This is a genomic window from Solwaraspora sp. WMMD792 (genome assembly GCF_029626105.1).
In the GTDB taxonomy this organism is placed as follows: Bacteria; Actinomycetota; Actinomycetes; order Mycobacteriales; family Micromonosporaceae; genus Micromonospora_E.
The window spans coordinates 2,832,021-2,849,459 of the sequence record NZ_JARUBH010000009.1 but is presented as its reverse complement, the minus strand read 5'-3'; the positions used below and the strand labels follow the sequence as shown (position 1 = coordinate 2,849,459).

Below are 17,439 nucleotides of genomic sequence, written 5' to 3'. Positions count from 1 at the left end.
GGCCCCAGCCGGTGCGTCCGTCGGCTCAGCCAGTGAGGTGACAGGCGGACCAGCCACCGCCGGCGACCGGCACCGGCTGGGGGGTCACCTCGGCGCACACCGGCATCGCGTGCGGGCAGCGGGTGCGGAACCGGCAACCCGATGGCGGGTCGATCGGGCTGGGGATCTCCCCGGTCGGGGTGCTCCGGCCGGCGAGCCCGTGACTGGCCGGGGTCAGCATCGAAGCCAGCAACGCCCGGGTGTACGGGTGTGCGGGGTGGCTGTACACCCGGCTGGCGGGACCGCTCTCCACCACCCGCCCCAGGTACATCACCGCCAGCTCGTGGCTGACATGGTGGACCAGCGCGAGGTCGTGGGCGATGAACAGGAAGGCGATGCCCTCGGCGTCCTGGATGTCCTGGACCAGGTTGACGATCTGCGACCGGGTGGAGACGTCCAGCGCGCTCACCGGTTCATCGCAGATGATCAGTTGGGGTTCGAGCGCCAGCGCGCGGGCGAACGAGATGCGCTGTCGCTGGCCGCCGGAGAGCGCCCGCGGCGACCGGCGGGCCAGCGCCGGGTCCAGGCCGACCCGTTCCAGCAGCTGGCCGATCCGGCGGCGGCGCTCGGCCGGGGTGAACCGGGAGTGCACCACCAGCGGTTCGGCGATGCTCTGCCCGACCGTCATCGACGGGTCCAGCGAGGCGTACGGGTCCTGGAACACCATCTGCATGCCGCGTCGGTGTGACCGCAGCTCGCCCCGGCTCATCGCGGCGAGGTCCCGACCGAGGAAGGAGACCTCCCCGCTGGTGGGTTCGATCAGCCGCAGGGCGAGCCGGCCGACGGTCGACTTGCCGGAGCCGCTCTCGCCGACCAGGCCGAGCGTCCGGCCACGGGCCACCGTCAGGTTGACGCCGTCGACCGCGTGCACCACCACCCGACGCAGACCGAGCGCTCCGCGCCGCACCGGGAACTGCTTGCCGAGGCCGCGCAGCCGCAGCACGGCCCCGTCCCCGGCGGCCCCGTCCCCGGCGTCGCCGTGGTCGCCGTCGTCGGTCGGACCGCCGGTGCCGGCCGCCTCGCCGGCTGCCTCGGTCGCGGCCACGTCCTCGCCCGCCGCCGGGTCCTCGGCGCCGGTGGCCGGTGCCGGGCCGGTACCGGGCAGTTCGAGTTCATCGTGCCGGCCGCACCGGGTGCCCCGGTCGCCACCGTCCAGCACCGTCCACGGCGGGTCGGTCTGGGTCCAGTGCGGCTGGGCGTGGGCGCACCGGTTGGCGAACCGGCAGCCGGCGGCGGGGAAGTGGCCCGGGCGGGGCACCTGGCCGGGGATGACCGGCAGCCGGGTGGCCTTCTCGGCGACCTCCGCGCTGGACGAGATCAGCGCCGAGGTGTACGGATGCCGTGGCGCGGCGAAGACGTCGCGGACCGGACCGGACTCGACGACCTGTCCGGCGTACATGACGCTGAGCCGTTGCGCCATCGTGGCGATGACGCCGAGATCGTGCGACACCAGCAGCAACGACATCCCAAGCGCGTCACGCAGATCGCCGAGCAGCTGCAGGATCTGCAGCTGGACCGTCACGTCCAGGGCGGTCGTCGGTTCGTCGGCGATCAGCAGCTCCGGTTCGCCGGCGATGGCCATCGCGATCAGCGCCCGTTGGGCCATCCCGCCGGACAGCTCGTGCGGATAGCTGGCCACCCGCTGCTGCGGGTCCGGGATCCGGACCAGGTCGAGCAGCTCCACCGCGCGGGCCCGGGCCTGCCGGCGGTTCATACTGGTGTGTCGCAGCAGGCTCTCGACGATCTGGTTGCCGACGGTGAACGCCGGGTTCAGACTGCTCAACGCCTCCTGGAAGACCATGCCGACCCGGTTGCCGCGGAACCGGGTCAGCTCGGCGGGGGAGCGGCCGGTGAGCTCCTGCCCGGCGAAGCGGATCGAACCGCCGGTGATCCGGGCGCCGGGCGGCAGCAGTCCGGCCAGGGCGAGACAGGTGATGCTCTTGCCGGAGCCGCTCTCGCCGACCAGGCCGAGGGTCTCGCCGCCGGCGACGCTCAGGTCGACCTGTTCGACCAGGTGCACCGTGTCCCGTCCGGATCCGACGCTGACGGTCAGGCCGTCGACCTCCAGCAGCGGGCGGGTCGTCGTGGTGGCGGCGCTCATCTGCGGCCTGCTTTCTGCGGGTGCCCGCCGGACAGGGCCTGGCTGAGTCCGTCGCCGAGCACCTGGAAGGCGACGACCGTCAGGGTGATGGTCAGGCCGGGGATGAAGATCAACCAGGGTGCCGAGGCGACCGACGAGAACGCCCGTTGCAGCAGATTCCCCCAGCTCGCCTCGGGCGGCTGGATGCTGAGCCCGAGGTAGCTCATCGCGCCTTCGGCGACGATCGCCACGGCCATCGTGATGAAGACCTGGACGACCAGTGGACCGGCGATGTTGGGCAGCACGTGCCGCAGCACCGACCGCAGGTGGGAGACCCCGATCGAGCGGGCCGCCTCCAGGTAGGTCTCCTCGCGTACCGCCAGCGCCTGGATGCGGCTCAGCCGGGCGAAGATCGGCACGAAGATGACCGCGAGGGCGAACATGGCGTTGCGCAGCCCGGGCCCGAGCACGCCCACGATGGACATCGCCAGCAGCAGGCCGGGGACGCTGAGCACGGCGTCGATCAGCGTCATCACCAGCCGGTCCACCCAGCCGCCGAAGTAGCCGGCGGTCACGCCGAGCAGGACTCCGCCGAACAGGCCGAGCCCGACCGCCTGCAGGCAGGCCAGCAGGGAGGACCGGGAGGCGTACAGCAGCCGGCTGAGCATGTCCCGACCGAGGTCGTCGGTGCCGAGCCAGTGCGCGGCCGACGGCGGGTCGAGGATCGCCCGGAAATCGGGGGCGTACGGGTCGTACGGGCTGACCAGCGGTGCGGCGACCGCCAACAGGCTGAGCAGCACCAGGTAGCCGAGAGCGACCACGGTCATCGGCTGACTGCGGATCCGGGCGACGAGGGTGTCGCCGCGGTCACGGCGGTCGAGTCCGTCCGGCTCCGGCCCGGCACCGGTCTCGGAGGGGGCGGCGGTGGACGCGGTGTCGTCGGTGCTCACTGGTCGGCTCAAGAGATCCGCACCTTCGGGTTGAGGAGTCCGTAGGCGATGTCGACGAGCAGGTTCGCGGTGAGCACGACCACCGCGGAGACCAGGACGACAGCCTGTACGACGGTGAAGTCCCGGTTGAGGATGGCGTCGATGGCGAACTTGCCGAGCCCCGGCATGCCGAAGATGGACTCGACGATCACCGCGCCGGACAGCAGGTGGCCGAGGCGGATGCCGAGCACGGTGATCGCCGGCGCCGCCGCGTTCTTCAGCGCGTGTTTGCCGATCACCGTGCGCGCCGGCAGCCCCTTGGACCAGGCGGTCCGGATGTAGGGCTGGGCGTACGCGTGGAGGAAGCCGGTGCGCAGCTGGCGGGCCATTTCGGCGGCGGTGAACACGCCGAGGGTGATCGACGGCATGATCAGGTGCTGGGCCCAGGGCAGCACGCCCTCGCTGAGCGGGGTGTAACCGGTGGCCGGCAGCCAACGCAGTTGCACCGCGAAGATGGTGATCAGCATGGTGGCCAGCCAGAAGTTCGGCACGGCCAGGCCGGCGGCGCTGCCGAGCAGGCCGAGCCGGTCGACGACGCGGCCGGCGTAGACGCCCTGCAGGATGCCGGTCGGTACGCCGATCAGCAGCACCACGACGAGGGTGCCCAGGGCGATGCTCGCGGTCAGCGGTGCGCGGCGCAGGATCTCGTCGCTGATCGCCCGGCCGGTGACCAGCGAGTCGCCGAGGTCGCCCTGCAGGATGCCGCCGAGCCAGTGCGCGTAGCGGACCAGGAAGGGGTCGTCGAGGCGTAGCTGTTGGCGCAGCGCGGCCAGCTGCTCCGGGGTGGCGTGTTCGCCGGCGATCGCCATCGCCTGGTCGCCGGGAAGCAACGCGACCAGGGAGAACGCGCCCAGCGAGACGATCAGCAGGAGCGGGATCGCCGACAGGAGGCGCCGGAGGACGAGGGTGACCATTCGTGGGTGATCCTTTGGCCGCCGGAACGCTGGCTGACCAGCATCTGACTGTCCGGGCAACCTACCTAACGAGCGCTTGTTCGTCAACGCCTCGGTGGTGCCGACCCGCGCCGACCGGTGCCCGGACGGGCATCGGCCCGCGTATCGTCGCAGGCAGCCGCGTTGACGAACAAGCGCTCGGTTGGCTAGCGTCGGTCGGGATGACGACGGACACCGCGGTCGACGATCCCGCCGGTACGGCGGACCGGTACACGTGCTGGTCGTCGGAGCCGGGTTCGCCGGCATGTATCTGATCCACCAGCTGCGCGCGCTCGGCTTCACCGTGCACGCGGTCGAGGCTGCCGGTGGCGTCGGCGGCACCTGGTACTGGAACCGCTACCGGAATGCGGGTCAGTGCTCCGGCCTTCAGGCCCGGGGGTGAAGGCCCGCGCTGGGAGGGCCGCCAGGGCCCGAGCAGTGCTCTAACCTGGACGGTTTTCCTGCTCGATGTGCTGCGTCACGATGCTCAGTGGCGCGCCGCCGACGGAGCCGGCGAAGTACGAGCCCGACCAGAGCTTGTTGGCCCGGTAGTAGCGCTGCACCAGGTCGGGGAACTCCTGCCGCGGGCGGCGCGACGGGACGCCCTTGAGTGAGTTGACCAGGCGGGCCACGGCGACTTTGGGTGGGTGGTCGACCAGCAGGTGGACATGGTTGTGGCCGCCGTTGAACTCGACCAGCTCGGCCTCGAAGTCCGTGCACACGTCCCGCATGATGGCTTCCATGCGGGTAGGTGCCGGTCGGCGAACACCGGGTGCCGGAACTTCGTCACGAAAACCAAGTGAACATGCATCGCGAAAACACGGTGCCTGCCGGTACAGATACCTTCGAGTTCTGCCATAGACCAATATGATATCGTGTGGTTCGTGCAGCTCCGGTACCAGTTCCGGGTCTATCCGACACCCGGCCAGCAGATCGCGCTGGCCCGGGCGTTCGGATGCGCCCGGGTGGTGTTCAACGACGGGCTGCGTGCACGGCAGACCGCCTACGAGCAGGGCCTGCCGTACATCTCGGACGCCGAGCTGTCGAAGCGGGTCATCACGCGGGCCAAGACGACACCGGAGCGGGCGTGGCTGGGTGAGGTGTCGGCGGTGGTGTTGCAGCAGGCACTCGCGGACCTGAACACCGCGTACCGCACCTTCTTCGCCTCGATCTCAGGCAGACGCAAGGGTGCGAAGGTGGCCCCGCCGAGGTTCCGGTCCCGTAAGGACAACCGGCAGGCCATCCGCTTCACCCGCAATTCCCGGTTCACGGTGCTGGACAACGGCCGTCTGCGGCTGCCGAGGATCGGCGACCTCACGGTCCGCTGGTCCCGGTCTTTGCCGTTGGACCCGTCGTCCGTGACGGTCATCCGGGACGCCGCCGGACGGTATTTCGCCTCGTTCGTCGTGCGGACCAGCGAGGACGAGCCGCTGCCGCCGACCGATGCTGAGGTGGGGATCGATCTGGGGCTGACGCACTTCGCGGTCATGTCGGACGGCACGAAGGTGGCCGCGCCCAGGTTCCTGCGCCGCGCGGCCCGCAAGCTCAAACGGCTGCAGCAGGCCCTGTCGCGTAAACAGCGGGGCAGCAACCGCCGTGGGAAGGCCGTCGTGAAGGTCGCCAGGGCGCACGCCCGGGTGGCCGACACCCGGCGGGACTGGCAGCACAAGCTGTCCACGACGATCATCCGTGAGAATCAAGCGGTGTACGTCGAGGACCTGTGTGTCGTCGGTCTCGGCCGGACCCGGCTGGCGAAGTCCGTCCACGACGCCGGATGGTCGTCGTTCGTCGCCATGCTGGAGTACAAGGCGGCGAGGTCCGGACGCACGTTCGCCCGGGTGGACCGGTGGCTCCCGTCCACCCGGATGTGCTCGGACTGCGGCCGGATCAACGAGCGGATGGCGTTGAACGTGCGGTCGTGGGTCTGTCCGTGTGGCGGTCTCCACGACCGGGACGTCAACGCCGCGATCAACATCAAGGCCGCCGGGCAGGCGGACTTCAACGACCGTGGAGCGCGGGTAGGACCGGGACCCGTCCCGGCACCGCGCGGTGAAACGGTAACCCACCAGAACACTGCGCGTGTCACGCGCGGCGTGGCTGGAATCGCCGCCGTTTAGGGCGGCGAGGATGTCAACCCGGGGCCCGCTGCGACGTGGCGAGCCTGGAGTACTCCTACTCGTTCTCTGAGCCGCTGCAGCAGGAGTGGCAGTGGACCGAGCGGTTCGCCGCTCAGCCGGAGATCCTGCGCTACGCCGACCACGTCGCCGACCGGTTTGACCTGCGCCGCGACATCACCTTGACACCCGGATCCGGACCGCCGACTTCGACGATCGTGCCGGGCTGTGGCGGCTGCGCGCCGAGAGCGGGCGTACCTTCGTCGGCCGGTTCCTGATCACCGCCATCGGCTGCCTGTCCGCCGCCCGCACCCCGGACTGGCCCGGCCAGCGCGACTTCACCGGCCCGATCTACCACACCGGACAGTGGCCGCACCACGAGGTCGACTTCACCGGCCAGCGGGTCGCGGTCGTCGGCACCGGCTCGTCCGGCATCCAGGTGATCCCGCCGATCGCCGAGCAGGCGGCACACCTGACGGTCTTCCAACGGACCGCCAACTTCAGCCTGCCAGCCCGCAACCGGCCGCTGCTGCCCGGCGAGCAGGCCGACGTCAAGGCCCGGTATCCGCAGATCCGGGCGACGATGCGGGAGAACCCGCGGGCGCTGCACCGGCGGACCGGCAAGGGCGTGCTGCAGGTCCCCGAGCAGGTCCGCCGGGCCGAACTGGAGCAGCGCTGGCGCGACGGTGAGGTGTCCTTCCTGACCGCGTTCACCGACGTGCTGACCGACGCCGACGCCAATCGCGCGGTGGCCGACTTCGTCCGGGAGAAGATCCGGGCCACGCTGACCGACCCGGCCACCGCCGAACTGCTCTGCCCGCAGGGGCATCCGATCGGGACGAAGCGGATCTGCCGCGACACCGGGTACTTCGAGACCTTCAACCGCGCCGACGTCGACCTGGTCGACGTACGGTCCGAGCCGATCGTCGAGCTGACCCCGGGCGGGGTGCGGACCAGCCGCCGGGAGTACCCGGCCGACGCGGTCGTCTTCGCCACCGGCTACGACGCGATGACCGGAGCGCTGACCCGCATGGATATCCGGGGCCGGGCGGGCGGTCGCTGCGCCAGGTGTGGGCCGACGGGCCGCGCAGCTACCGGCGGCGGTGCGACGAGATCGCCGCGGCCGGCTATCCCGGCCTGCGCTTCGACGACCCGGCACCCGACCCGTACCCGGCACCCGACCCGACGCCGACCAGTGACCCGGTGGTCTGACCCATGGCACTCGATCCGCAGTCCGCCGCCGCAGTGGTCGCGGCGGCCCGGCGGATGCCGGCGCTCGGCACCAAGGTGCACGACGCCGCCGAGGCGCGGCGGATCCTCGCCACCCGCCCGGGCAACCCGCCGCCCGGTCCGCCGGTGCACCGGGTCGCCGAGCACCGTGCCGGTCCGGCCGGTCCCCGGGTACGGGTCTACCACCCGGCGCTGACCGGGCGGCCGCGGCCGGCGGTGGTGTTCTGCCACGGCGGCGGCTTCACGTTCTGCTCGCTGGACACCCACGACGGGCTGTGCCGGCTGATGGCCCGCGACAGCGGCGCGGTGGTGGTGTCGGTCGACTACCGGCTCGCCCCCGAACACCGGTTCCCGGCCGCCGCCGAGGACGCGTACGCCGCGACCGCCTGGACCGCCGGCAACGCCGCCGCGCTGGGTGTCGACCCGGCGCGGATCGCGGTGGCTGGCGACAGCGCCGGCGGCAACCTCGCCGCGGTCACCGCCCAGCTCGCCGTCGCGCGCGGCGGTCCGGCCCTGGCGTACCAGCTGCTGGTCTACCCGATGCTCGACCACCGGTTCGACACCGACTCCTACCGCAGCAACGGCCACGGGTACGCGGTCACCGTCGACCACCTGCGCTGGTACTGGCACCAGTACCTGGGCGACGCCGACCCGGACCAGCCGGCGGCCTGCCCGCTGCGGGCCGGCGACCTGGCCGGCCTGCCGCCGACCTGGCCGGCCTGCCGCCGACCTACCTGGTCACCGCCGAGCACTGCCCGCTGCGCAGCGAGAACGAGGCGTACGCGGCCCGGCTGCGGGCCACCGGGGTCGCGGTTACCCTGGCCAGCCATCCCGGTGTGGTGCACGGCTTCTTCACCCAGTGGCACCAGTTGGACACTGGTCGGACCGCGACCGCGCAGGCGTTCGCCGTGCTGCGGGCGGTGCTGGATGGCTGAGCCACGGGTGGCGGTGGTCACCGGGGCCGCCGCCGGCATCGGCCGGGCCACCGCCGAGCATTTCGCCGCGCTCGGCGACACCGTACTCGGGGTGGACGTCGACCCCGACGGTCTGGCCGCGCTGCGCGAGCAGGTGGGAGCCGGCGGCGGCCAGGTCGGGACGCTCACCGCCGACCTGGCCGACCCTGCGGCGGCGGCCACCGTCGTCGAGACCTGCCTGCGCCGGTACGGCCGGATCGACGTGCTCGCCCTGGTCGCCGGGGTGGGTCAGGCCGGACCGTCCGACGCGGTCACCGTCGCCGAGTGGGACTGGGTGCTCGACGTCAATCTGCGGGCGCCGTTCCTGCTGGCCCAGGCCGCGATGCCGCACCTGGTGGCCACCGGCGGCACCGTCGTGGCGGTCTCCTCGGTGGCCGGGCTGCGCGGCTGGTCCGGCAGCCGCGGTGTACGCGGCGTCCAAGGGCGGGCTGATCGCGCTGATGCGCTCGCTGGCCGCCGAGTACGGCCCGGCCGGGGTACGGATCAACGTGCTCTGCCCCGGGGCGGTGCGGACCCGGCTGGCCGACGGGATGCGGGCCGCGCTGGCCGGCGGCGATGCCGCCTCAACCGGCGGTGCGGCCACCGGCCCGGCCCCGGCCCCGGTGCGGCCGACCGGTCGGCGGGCCGAACCGGCTGAGATCGCCCGTACCATCGCGTTCCTGGCCTCGCCGGACGCGTCGTTCGTCGCCGGCAGCGTGCTGCGCGCCGACGGCGGCGCGCTGGCCTGACCGGCCACCGTCGCTCGATCCACCCACATCCGCACACCGCCGAGCGGGGGTGGTTCCTGCTGGCCGGCCGGCGGCACCCGGCACGCCACGGCGCCGTGGGATCCGTCCGACGGATCCCACGGCGCCGCTGGAGCGTCCGCCCGCGCGAGGCGGTCCGGGTGGTCAGCCGACCGGCACCCGGCCCTCGGTGATGTACAACCCGTCGAAGATCATGTTCGACCGGGTGGAGCCGCGCTGCACCCCGCCGACGTGGGCACCCATCGCGGTGTGCCCGGCGACGAAGAACAGCGGCACGCCGGCGGCGGCCTCCTCGGAGACCAGGGTGGCCGCCTGGCGCAGCAGGTCGGCCCGCTCGTCGGGGTCGACCGCGGCGTCCGCCTGGACGACCAGGTCCCGCAGGCCGGGGATGGTCTCGCCGGACGGGTTGTACCGGCCGTCCTCGAAGAACCGTTCCCGGAACCGGCTGGACGGTGACCGGGCCGGTGCCATGGCCAGCGGCGCGGCGGCGATCTGCGGCGGCGAGTCGGCGGTGCCGTACAGCCGGGCCAGCATCTGCGCCGGGTCGATCAGCTGCAGGTCCATGGTGAACCCGGCCTGCTCCAGCTGCGCCTGCACCAGCTCACCCATCCGGACGTACGCGGTGAAGGTGCCACCGATCTCGGCGGTGAAGGTCACCCCGTCCGGGTAGCCGGCCTCGGCCAGCAACTCCCGGGCCCGGTCCGGGTCGTACGGGTAGGCGTCGGCCAACTCGGGCGAGTACGGCACCGATCCCTCCGGGAACCACTGGGTGGCCGCCTCGGACCGGCCGTCGGTCAGCGCCTCGGTGATCGCCTCGCGGTTCAGGGCGTACTGCAGGGCCTGCCGGACCCGCACATCGTCGAACGGCTCCATCGCCTGGTTGATCAGCAGCGCGCGGACCTCGTTGGTCGACGAGGACATCACCCGCAGCCGGTCGTCGGCGCAGGCCGCAGCGACCTTGTCGTCCTCGATGTACTGCACGTCCAGGTCACCGGCCTGCAGCGCGCCGAGGCTGGCGTCGGTGGAGGTCTCGATGAAGTCGATCCCGCCGAGCAGCCGCTCCTGCGCGTTCCAGTAGCCGTCCCAGGCCCGGACACTGACCTTCTCCCGGGCGTACCAGGGGCCCTCGACGGCGTACGGGCCGGCGCCGACCGGGGCGTCGCTGAACGCCGTCGAGGAGCCGGCGGCCTGTACGGCGGTGGGCGAGGCCATCAGCCCGGGCCGGTCGGACAGGACGATCGGGAAGGCGGCCGGGTTCGGCGGATCCAGCTCGAACCGTACGGTGAGGTCGTCGACCACCTCGACGGCCTGGACGTTGGCCAGGTCGCCCTTGATGTTCGATTCCTCGTCGTTCATCGCCCGGTCGATGTTGAACCGCACCGCCTCGGCGTCGAACGGGGTGCCGTCGGAGAAGACGACGCCGTCGCGGAGCTTGAACTCCATGACGTTGTCCTCGACGACGCTCCACTCGGTGGCCAGTCCAGGGATGGGTTGGTCGTTGGCGTCGAGCTTGACCAGCGGGTCGAAGATCGTCTGCAGCACGGTGATCTCGTTGGCCTCGACCATCCGGATCGGGTCGAGCGAGCTGGCCGGCACGCTGCCGTACTTGAGGATCGCGGTCGGGTCGTGGGCCACCGTGCTGGACGTCGCCGGCGGGCAGCCGGGCGCGGCGGTGGCGTTGTCGTCGGTGGTGTCGGAGTCGGTATCGGAACTGGTGCTGCAAGCGGCGAGCGGCAGCAGGGACAACGCCAGCAACGGCGCGAGTGTGCGGTGTAGGGATCTCACTTTTCGGTCCCACCTTCGGTAGGCGGCAGTTGCTCTACCAGCGGTGCGGCACGGCACGGCGCCGGCGAGAGTAGGCGAGGAAGCTACCAACAAAGCGCTTGCTTCGTCAACGGCATGTTGCGCCGATGTTGCAGCCCGATGCCGGGGTCAGTGCCCGCCCAGCTCGGCGGCGATCAGCCCGGCGGCGGTTCGCAGCGCCGCCGCGACCTCGGGGATCCGGGTGTTCGGGCAACGCGCGGTGGGCATCCCGGCCGCCAGCGCGCCGCGCACCCGGCCCGTCGTGTCGCGCAGGCAGACCCCGATCCCGGTAATGCCCCGCTCGCTCTCCTCGCGGTTCACCGCGTAGCCGAGACGGCGTGCGGTGGTCAACTGGCGACGCAGGGTGGCGAGATCCTCGACCGCGGGGCCGTACACCGCCGGCAGCCCTCGGGGATAGAGCACCTCCAGCTCCGCCGGGCTGAGCTGGGCGAGCAGCACCTTGCCCCCGGAGGTGCAGTGCGCCGGCATCGACATCCCGGCCCGGGAACCGACCCGCAGACCGTGGGTGGCCTCCACCCCGTCGAGGAACCGGACCGCGGTGCCCTGCAGCACCGCCAGGTGCACTGTCTCCTGCAGCTCACCGCTGAGCCGCTCCAGATGCGGCCGCACCACGGTACGCAGGTCCGGGCCCGACCGGCCGGCGAGCAGCCCCAGGTCGGCGAAGACCGGGCCGGGCAGGTACGCCCGCCGGCCGTCCTGGACGGCGAAGCCGTGATGCTTCAACATGCCGAGCAGCCGGTGCGCGGTGGACGGCGCCACCCCGAGGTGGCGGGCGGCCTCGGCCACGCCGAGCCGGGACCGCTCCCGCAGCAGCAGGATCAGGCGCAGGGCGTTGTCGACGGACTCGATGGGGTACGGCACGGCGTTCTGCACCCGAGAATTATGACCACGTGATCATTCCGTCGTAAAGAAGGTTCCTAACCTGGCGACATGGTTGACCTGGACTCCGAGGCCGCTGCCGGCACGGTGCAGGACCGCGCTCTGCAGCAGCTCTACACCGACTTCGACGCCGCTGGACTCAAACCGCTGTGGACCGTACGGGACGGTCTGATGCCGGTCGCCCCGACGCCCCGGGCGGTGCCCCACGTCTGGCCGTGGGACCGGCTGCTGCCGCTCGCCGCCCGCGCCGGTGACCTCGTCCCGGTCGGCCGTGGCGGCGAACGACGGGCCATCGCCCTGGCCAACCCCGGCCTGCCCGGCGACCCGTTCGCCACCGCCACCCTCTGGGCGGCGGTGCAGTACCTCGGGCCCCGCGAGGTCGCCCCGGCCCACCGGCACAGCCAGAACGCGTTCCGCTTCGTGCTCGACGGGGAAGGCGTCTGGACGGTGGTCGACGGCGACCCGGTCGCCATGCGCCGGGGCGACCTGCTGCTGACCCCGGGCTGGGCCTGGCACGAACACCACAACACCGCCGACACCGCGATGGTCTGGCTGGACGGACTGGACATCCCGTTGAACGCTCAACTCGACGCCGGGTTCTTCGAGTTCGGCCCGGACCAGCTCACCGACACGTCGACCCCGGCCGCCTCGCGGGGCGAACGGCTCTGGGCCCACCCCGGGCTGCGCCCGCTGTCGGCCGGGGCGGACACCGTCCACTCGCCGCTGCCGGCGTACCGCTGGGCACACACCGACGCCGCGCTCACCGCGCAGCTGGAGCTCGCCGACGAAGGACATCCGGCGCTCGTCGAGCCAGGCCACGCGGCGGTACGGTTCGTCAACCCGACCACCGGCCGCGACGCCCTGGCGACGATGCGCCTGGAGATGCACCGGCTGGCCGCCGGTGCCGCCACGGCGACCCGCCGGGAGGTCGGCTCCTCGGTGTGGCAGGTCTTCAGCGGGCAGGCCACCGTGCTGCTCGACGGCCGGGAACACCAGGTCGGCACCGGCGATTTGTTCGCCGTACCGTCCTGGTGCCCGGTGAGCCTGCGGTCACCGGACGGCGCCGACCTGTTCCGGTTCAGTGACGCACCCAGCTACCAGGCCCTGCACCTGGACCGGCACCAGGTGGGTGATCCGGCGTGAGGCTGGCCACCATCCGTACCGGCGACCGGACCGCCGCGGTCCGGGTCGACGCCGACGCGGCAATCGAGGTCGGCGCCGCCGACCTCGGCGAGCTGCTCACCGATCCTGGTTGGGCGCAGCGCGCCGCCACCGCCGACGGCACCCGGCACCCGGTCGACGGACTCGACCACGCTCCGCTGGTCAGCCGACCGGAGAAGATCATCTGTGTCGGGCTGAACTACCGCCGGCACATCCTGGAGATGGGCCGCCAGCTCCCGGAATATCCGACGATCTTCGCCAAGTACCCGCCGGCGCTGATCGGGGCCACCGACCCGGTCGTGCTGCCAGCCGCCTCGACGGCGATGGACTGGGAGGCCGAACTCGCGGTCGTCGTCGGCACCACGGTCCGGCACGCCGACCCCGAGCAGGCCGCCGCCGCGATCGCCGGGTACACCGTGCTCAACGACGTCACCGCCCGGGACTGGCAGTACCGCACCCCGCAGTGGCTGGCCGGCAAGACGTTCGAGGCGACCACCCCGCTCGGACCCTGTCTGGTCACCCCGGACGACCTCGACCTCGACGCCGGGCTCAGCGTCGAATGCCTGGTCAACGGCGAGGTGGTGCAGAGTTCCGACAGCACTGAACTGGTCTTCGACCCGCCCGCACTGGTGGCGTACCTGTCCACCATCTGCACCCTGCGGCCCGGCGACGTGATCGCCACCGGGACGCCCGGCGGCGTGGGCCACGCCCGTAAACCACCCCGGTACCTGGCCGACGGTGACGTGCTGGTCACCCGGATCGGTGGGGTCGGCGAATGCCGCAACACCTGCCGGGCGGAGCGACCGTGACCGGCGCGGGCTCCGACGCCACCATGAGCTGGCTGACCGCCGGGGAACAGCGGTGCCGGGAACTGGTCGACCAGCTCACCGACGCCGACGCGGCGGCACCGAGCCGGCTGCCCGGCTGGACCCGCGCCCACCTGGTCACCCACCTGGCCCGCAACGCCGACGCCCTGGTGAACCTGTTGACCTGGGCGCGGACCGGGGTGCCGACCCCGATGTACGCCAGCGCCGCCCAGCGCGGCGCGGACATCGACGCCGGCGCCGGGCGCGGCGCCGACGAGCTGCGCGCCGACCTGGCCGGTGCGGCGGGTCGGCTCGCCGACGCCGTCCGGGTCATGCCCGACGACGCCTGGTCGGCCACCGTCCGTACCGGTCAGGGCCGCGAGGTCCCCGCCGACCAGGTGCTCTGGCTGCGGGTCCGGGAGGTCTGGGTGCACCAGGCCGACCTCGACCTCGGCGGCACCCTGGCCGATCTGCCCGGTCCGCTCATCGACGCGCTGCTGGACGAGGTGACCGCCGCCTTCACCGGCCGTGGTACCGGCCCGGCGGTCGAGCTGCGGGCGACCGACCGGTCGCGGGTCTGGCGGACCGGCCCGGCAAGCATGCCGACCACCGGCATGGGAGGCGTGCCGACCACCGGTGCGGCCGGGTCCGGTGATACCGCACCGGTCCGGCCGGTGGAGCTGTCCGGAGCCGGTTGGCAGCTGCTCGGCTGGCTGATCGGGCGAGTGCCGGCCGACCGTTTGACGGTCCGCCCGGCCGGTGCCGTGGTCGCGCCACCGCCGCCGTGGATATGACCCGGTCCGCTCGTCGGACCCCGCTGACCAGGCACGATGACATGATCGATTTCTGGTGGCCGCCGGTTACGGCGAGTCACCGACGATAGGAGGGAGGCACCGGTGGACGGCAACGTGATCGAGTCCGACGTACTCGTCATCGGTGGGGGAATCGCCGGCTGCGTGGCGGCCGTGCGGGCCGCAGAGGCGGGCGCCTCGGTGGTCCTGGTCGACAAGACCAGGTCGGTACGGCGCTCCGGCGACGCCGGCCGGGGACTGGCCTTCCTCACCACCTACCTGGATCTCGGCGAGCCCTGGGACACCCCGGAGGTCTTTGCTGAGTGGTACTGCGACATAGCCCTCGGGCTGGTCGACATGGAGGTGGCCCGGCCGCTGGGCATCGAACCGCTGCCGGCGGTCTGCCGGTTCCTGGAGGAGTCCGGCGTGCCGCTGCGCAACGCCGACGGCGACTACGAGCGGGTCGGCCGGATGTGGACGCCCGGTCCGATCGTGCTCAAGTTCGACGGCGCCGACATCAAGCCCCGGCTGGCCGAGCGGGCGGCGGCCACCGACCGGGTCCGGATCATCGGCGGGGTGCACGCCACCAGCGTGCAGCTCGACGACACCGGCCGGGCGGTCGGCGCGACCGGCTTCGACATCCGGTCCTGCGAGTTCCTGACCTTCCGCGCCGGCGCGGTGATCGTCGCCACCGGCAACGCCGAACGGGTCATCTTCAACTCGCCCCGCCGCGACGCGTTCCACACCTACCACCGGCCCTACCACGCCACCACCGGGTTCGCCCTCGCCGCCCGGGCCGGCGCGGTGGCCGCCAACATCGAGTTCCTCGGGACCTTCCTCTTCCCGCGTGGCTTCGCCACCGGCGCGATGGGCAACCTGCTGGAGGCCGGTGGCCGGCTGGTCAACGGCAACGGTCAGCTCATCGCCGACCTGCCGGACGTCGAGGGGGAGCGGCGGTTCGGCTTCGGCATCGTCGGTAAGGCGGCCGGTGAGGTGCTCGCCGGCCGTGGTCCGGTGTACATCGACTGCACCCACCTGCCGCCCGCCGAGATCGCCGCGATCAGCGACTACATCTCCTACGACGCCCCGCTGTTCCTGGAGTTCCTGGAGCAGTCCGGCATCGACCTGTCCCGGCACCCGGTCGAGTTCGAACTGTTCAACGGCGCCTGGTCGGCCACCGGATCGCCCAAGGGCGTGGTGGTCGGCGCGGACGGGCAGACCCGGGTCCCCGGCCTGTTCGCCGCCGGTGACCTGGCCACCCCGGCGTACGCCCTGGCCGGCTCACTGGCCAGCGGGTACGTCATCGGCCGTACCGCCGCCGAGTTCGCCCGGTCCGCCGCCGCGCCCATGCTGGACGCCTCGGCGGTGGCCGCCGAACGTCGGCGGACCCTGGCACCGCTGAACCGGACCAGCGGGATCGGCTGGCGCGAGTACGAGCACCAGCTGCAGGACCTGATGACCAAGTACGTGGGGATGGACCGCAACGAGATCGGGCTGCGGCAGGCCGCCGAGTACCTGCGCGGGTACGCGGCGGCGGCCGGCGAGGTCCACGCCGGCAACGGCCACGAGCTGATGCGCGCCCATGAGGCGTTCGACCTGCGGCTGTTCGACGAGATGATGACCGCCGTCGCGCTGGAGCGCGACGAGAGCCGGTTCAGCTTCCTGATGGGTCACTACCGCACCGACCGGCCGGGCGCCGACGACCAGCGGTGGCTCGGCGTGTCGATCCTCGCCGGACACGACGGCGAGCAGCCGGTGCTGGAGCACACCGTGCCGACCCCGTCCTGGCGTGCGGCGCAACTGGAGAACCGGTCGGTCGTGGAACTGGTCGGTGAGCGGGGAGCACGGCTCGCCGGAAAGGTGGGATAGGCATGGCACCACGGATCAATGAGAACCTCTGCACGCTCTGCGGGATCTGCCAGGACGTCTGTCCGGGCGACATCCTGCACATCGACCGGGGCGTGGCGGAGATGGTCCGCTACCCGGACGAGTGCAGCTACTGCGACGTCTGCCGGGTGGAGTGCCCGGCCGGCGCGATCGACATCGAATTCACCTGGAGCATGCGGCAGCAGCCGATCTCCATCCTGCCGGGTCGGCCCGATCATGATTGAGGCGAGCTACACCCTGGACATCGACGTCGGCGTCGACGAGGTGTGGTCGTTCGTCGAGGTGATCCCGAACTGGGCGCACTTCCTGGTCGGTTTTCAGAAGCTGGACCTGGTCGACGACCGGCGGTCGATCTGGACGCTGCGCGGTGACGTCGGGGTCCTCGCCCGTGAGGTGGACCTGCAGGCCGACATCACCGTCTGGGAGCCGGGCCGGCGGGCGGAGTTCACCATCACCGGGCTGACCGAACGGATCACCGGGCAGGGCAGCTTCGACATCGAGCCGATCGACGTGCCGTCGGGACCGGGCGACGCCACCGCGGCCGGCCCGGCCGACGGTTCCTCGGCTGACGTTTTCCCGGCTGACGGTTCCGCAACCTCGGGAGACCAGCGACGGCCCGAGCGAGGCGACGAGCAGAGCCGACCCGGCCTGTTGCGCCGGATCAGGTTCGCCGTGGCAGGTCGCCTGCTGCGCTGGTTGAACCGCCGCCGGGCGACCCACCCGTCGGCCGGTTCGGCGGCCAACCCGCCGGCGGCGGCCAACCCTCCCGAGGCGAGCGATCACGTGTCGGGCAGGCCGACATCGGCCGGGCCGCCCCGGACCGGCCGATCCCGGCTGCGTTTCCATCTGCAGCTCACCCCGGGCGGGCCGATGGCCCCGATGGTCGAGCTGTTGATGGGGCCGATGGTGGAGCCGACCGCCGAGGACTTCCTGCGCAACATCCGCCAGGCACTCGAAGCCCGGCGGGCCAGCGCCTGACGAGGGGAG

General features: G+C 72.2%; 17 protein-coding genes and 3 pseudogenes. 14 read left to right on the top strand and 6 right to left on the bottom strand.

The window, feature by feature from the left end; genetic code table 11:
• Positions 1-25: 25 nt before the first annotated feature.
• The 3 genes from O7629_RS14035 to O7629_RS14025 are packed head-to-tail and all read right to left on the bottom strand — an operon-like array spanning position 26 to position 4,022.
• Positions 26-2,140: a dipeptide ABC transporter ATP-binding protein gene (locus O7629_RS14035; protein WP_278169655.1), complete on the bottom strand. Its 2,115-nt coding sequence runs from the start codon at positions 2,138-2,140 to the stop codon at positions 26-28.
• Positions 2,137-3,081, bottom strand: coding sequence for an ABC transporter permease (locus tag O7629_RS14030; RefSeq protein WP_278169653.1), 945 nt, complete (start codon positions 3,079-3,081; stop codon positions 2,137-2,139). Before O7629_RS14030 ends, O7629_RS14035 begins: the two co-directional genes overlap by 4 nt.
• Positions 3,078-4,022 carry an ABC transporter permease gene (locus O7629_RS14025; protein WP_278169652.1) on the bottom strand — a complete coding sequence of 315 codons (945 nt, stop codon included), beginning with the start codon at positions 4,020-4,022 and terminating at the stop codon, positions 3,078-3,080. Before O7629_RS14025 ends, O7629_RS14030 begins: the two co-directional genes overlap by 4 nt.
• A gap of 253 nt (positions 4,023-4,275) precedes the next feature.
• Here O7629_RS14025 and O7629_RS14020 point away from each other — a divergent pair, with 253 nt between their 5' ends.
• A complete protein-coding gene (locus O7629_RS14020; RefSeq protein WP_278169651.1) occupies positions 4,276-4,443 on the top strand; it encodes an NAD(P)-binding protein in 168 nt (55 codons plus the stop codon).
• A 40-nt stretch (positions 4,444-4,483) separates the two neighbouring features.
• On the opposite strand, the pseudogene tnpA reads toward O7629_RS14020, so the two are convergent.
• Positions 4,484-4,899 (bottom strand): annotated as a pseudogene (gene tnpA, locus O7629_RS14015) (IS200/IS605 family transposase).
• A 25-nt stretch (positions 4,900-4,924) separates the two neighbouring features.
• On the opposite strand from tnpA, the gene O7629_RS14010 reads away from it, so the two are divergent.
• The 7 genes and pseudogenes from O7629_RS14010 (at position 4,925) to O7629_RS13980 (ending at position 9,086) form a co-directional block, all read left to right on the top strand.
• Positions 4,925-6,157 (top strand): transposase, encoded by a 1,233-nt coding sequence (locus tag O7629_RS14010; RefSeq protein WP_278169650.1) that lies wholly within the window; start codon positions 4,925-4,927, stop codon positions 6,155-6,157.
• A gap of 35 nt (positions 6,158-6,192) precedes the next feature.
• Positions 6,193-6,432: a hypothetical protein gene (locus tag O7629_RS14005; protein WP_278169649.1), complete on the top strand. Its 240-nt coding sequence runs from the start codon at positions 6,193-6,195 to the stop codon at positions 6,430-6,432.
• 161 nt (positions 6,433-6,593) lie between these two features.
• Complete coding sequence (locus tag O7629_RS14000; protein WP_278169647.1) at positions 6,594-7,580, top strand: hypothetical protein; 987 nt, start codon at positions 6,594-6,596, stop codon at positions 7,578-7,580.
• Positions 7,511-8,038: pseudogene (locus O7629_RS13995) on the top strand (alpha/beta hydrolase); the annotation flags it as partial. The gene O7629_RS14000 and the pseudogene O7629_RS13995, both read left to right, overlap by 70 nt.
• Positions 8,002-8,319: an alpha/beta hydrolase fold domain-containing protein gene (locus O7629_RS13990; protein ID WP_278174519.1), complete on the top strand. Its 318-nt coding sequence runs from the start codon at positions 8,002-8,004 to the stop codon at positions 8,317-8,319. The pseudogene O7629_RS13995 and the gene O7629_RS13990, both read left to right, overlap by 37 nt.
• Positions 8,312-8,746 (top strand): annotated as a pseudogene (locus tag O7629_RS13985) (SDR family oxidoreductase); the annotation flags it as partial. The gene O7629_RS13990 and the pseudogene O7629_RS13985, both read left to right, overlap by 8 nt.
• Before the next feature lie 52 nt (positions 8,747-8,798).
• Positions 8,799-9,086, top strand: a complete 288-nt coding sequence (locus O7629_RS13980) for an SDR family oxidoreductase (RefSeq protein WP_278169646.1) — start codon at positions 8,799-8,801, stop codon at positions 9,084-9,086.
• 162 nt (positions 9,087-9,248) lie between these two features.
• Here O7629_RS13980 and O7629_RS13975 read toward each other — a convergent pair whose 3' ends face one another.
• Entirely contained in the window at positions 9,249-10,859 is a 1,611-nt protein-coding gene (locus O7629_RS13975; protein WP_278169645.1) for an ABC transporter substrate-binding protein, read from the bottom strand.
• A 177-nt stretch (positions 10,860-11,036) separates the two neighbouring features.
• Entirely contained in the window at positions 11,037-11,801 is a 765-nt protein-coding gene (locus tag O7629_RS13970) for an IclR family transcriptional regulator (protein ID WP_278169643.1), read from the bottom strand.
• Between the two features lie 57 nt (positions 11,802-11,858).
• Here O7629_RS13970 and O7629_RS13965 point away from each other — a divergent pair, with 57 nt between their 5' ends.
• The 6 genes from O7629_RS13965 to O7629_RS13940 all read left to right on the top strand — a co-directional run bounded on the left by O7629_RS13965 (position 11,859) and on the right by O7629_RS13940 (position 17,430).
• A complete protein-coding gene (locus O7629_RS13965; protein WP_278169642.1) occupies positions 11,859-12,950 on the top strand; it encodes a cupin domain-containing protein in 1,092 nt (363 codons plus the stop codon).
• The gene (locus tag O7629_RS13960; protein ID WP_278169641.1) at positions 12,947-13,777 is read left to right on the top strand and encodes a fumarylacetoacetate hydrolase family protein; all 831 of its coding nucleotides are present in this window, start codon (positions 12,947-12,949) and stop codon (positions 13,775-13,777) included. Before O7629_RS13965 ends, O7629_RS13960 begins: the two co-directional genes overlap by 4 nt.
• On the top strand, positions 13,774-14,568 hold the full coding sequence (locus tag O7629_RS13955) for a maleylpyruvate isomerase N-terminal domain-containing protein (protein WP_278169640.1): 795 nt from the start codon (positions 13,774-13,776) through the stop codon (positions 14,566-14,568). Before O7629_RS13960 ends, O7629_RS13955 begins: the two co-directional genes overlap by 4 nt.
• A 102-nt stretch (positions 14,569-14,670) precedes the next feature.
• Positions 14,671-16,434 (top strand): FAD-dependent oxidoreductase, encoded by a 1,764-nt coding sequence (locus tag O7629_RS13950; RefSeq protein WP_278169638.1) that lies wholly within the window; start codon positions 14,671-14,673, stop codon positions 16,432-16,434.
• A 2-nt stretch (positions 16,435-16,436) separates the two neighbouring features.
• Positions 16,437-16,676: a 4Fe-4S binding protein gene (locus tag O7629_RS13945; protein ID WP_123602230.1), complete on the top strand. Its 240-nt coding sequence runs from the start codon at positions 16,437-16,439 to the stop codon at positions 16,674-16,676.
• Entirely contained in the window at positions 16,669-17,430 is a 762-nt protein-coding gene (locus O7629_RS13940; RefSeq protein WP_278169635.1) for a hypothetical protein, read from the top strand. Before O7629_RS13945 ends, O7629_RS13940 begins: the two co-directional genes overlap by 8 nt.
• The last annotated feature ends 9 nt before the right edge of the window (positions 17,431-17,439 follow it).

What these genes read in the sequence shown, in the direction of transcription:
- O7629_RS14025 (WP_278169652.1), bottom strand. Translation starts at nt 4,022, where the DNA reads ATGGTCACCCTCGTCCTCCGGCGCCTCCTGTCGGCGATCCCGCTCCTG.
- O7629_RS14035 (WP_278169655.1), bottom strand. Translation starts at nt 2,140, where the DNA reads ATGAGCGCCGCCACCACGACGACCCGCCCGCTGCTGGAGGTCGACGGC.
- O7629_RS13945 (WP_123602230.1), top strand. Translation starts at nt 16,437, where the DNA reads ATGGCACCACGGATCAATGAGAACCTCTGCACGCTCTGCGGGATCTGC.
- O7629_RS13940 (WP_278169635.1), top strand. Translation starts at nt 16,669, where the DNA reads ATGATTGAGGCGAGCTACACCCTGGACATCGACGTCGGCGTCGACGAG.
- O7629_RS13965 (WP_278169642.1), top strand. Translation starts at nt 11,859, where the DNA reads ATGGTTGACCTGGACTCCGAGGCCGCTGCCGGCACGGTGCAGGACCGC.
- O7629_RS13980 (WP_278169646.1), top strand. Translation starts at nt 8,799, where the DNA reads ATGCGCTCGCTGGCCGCCGAGTACGGCCCGGCCGGGGTACGGATCAAC.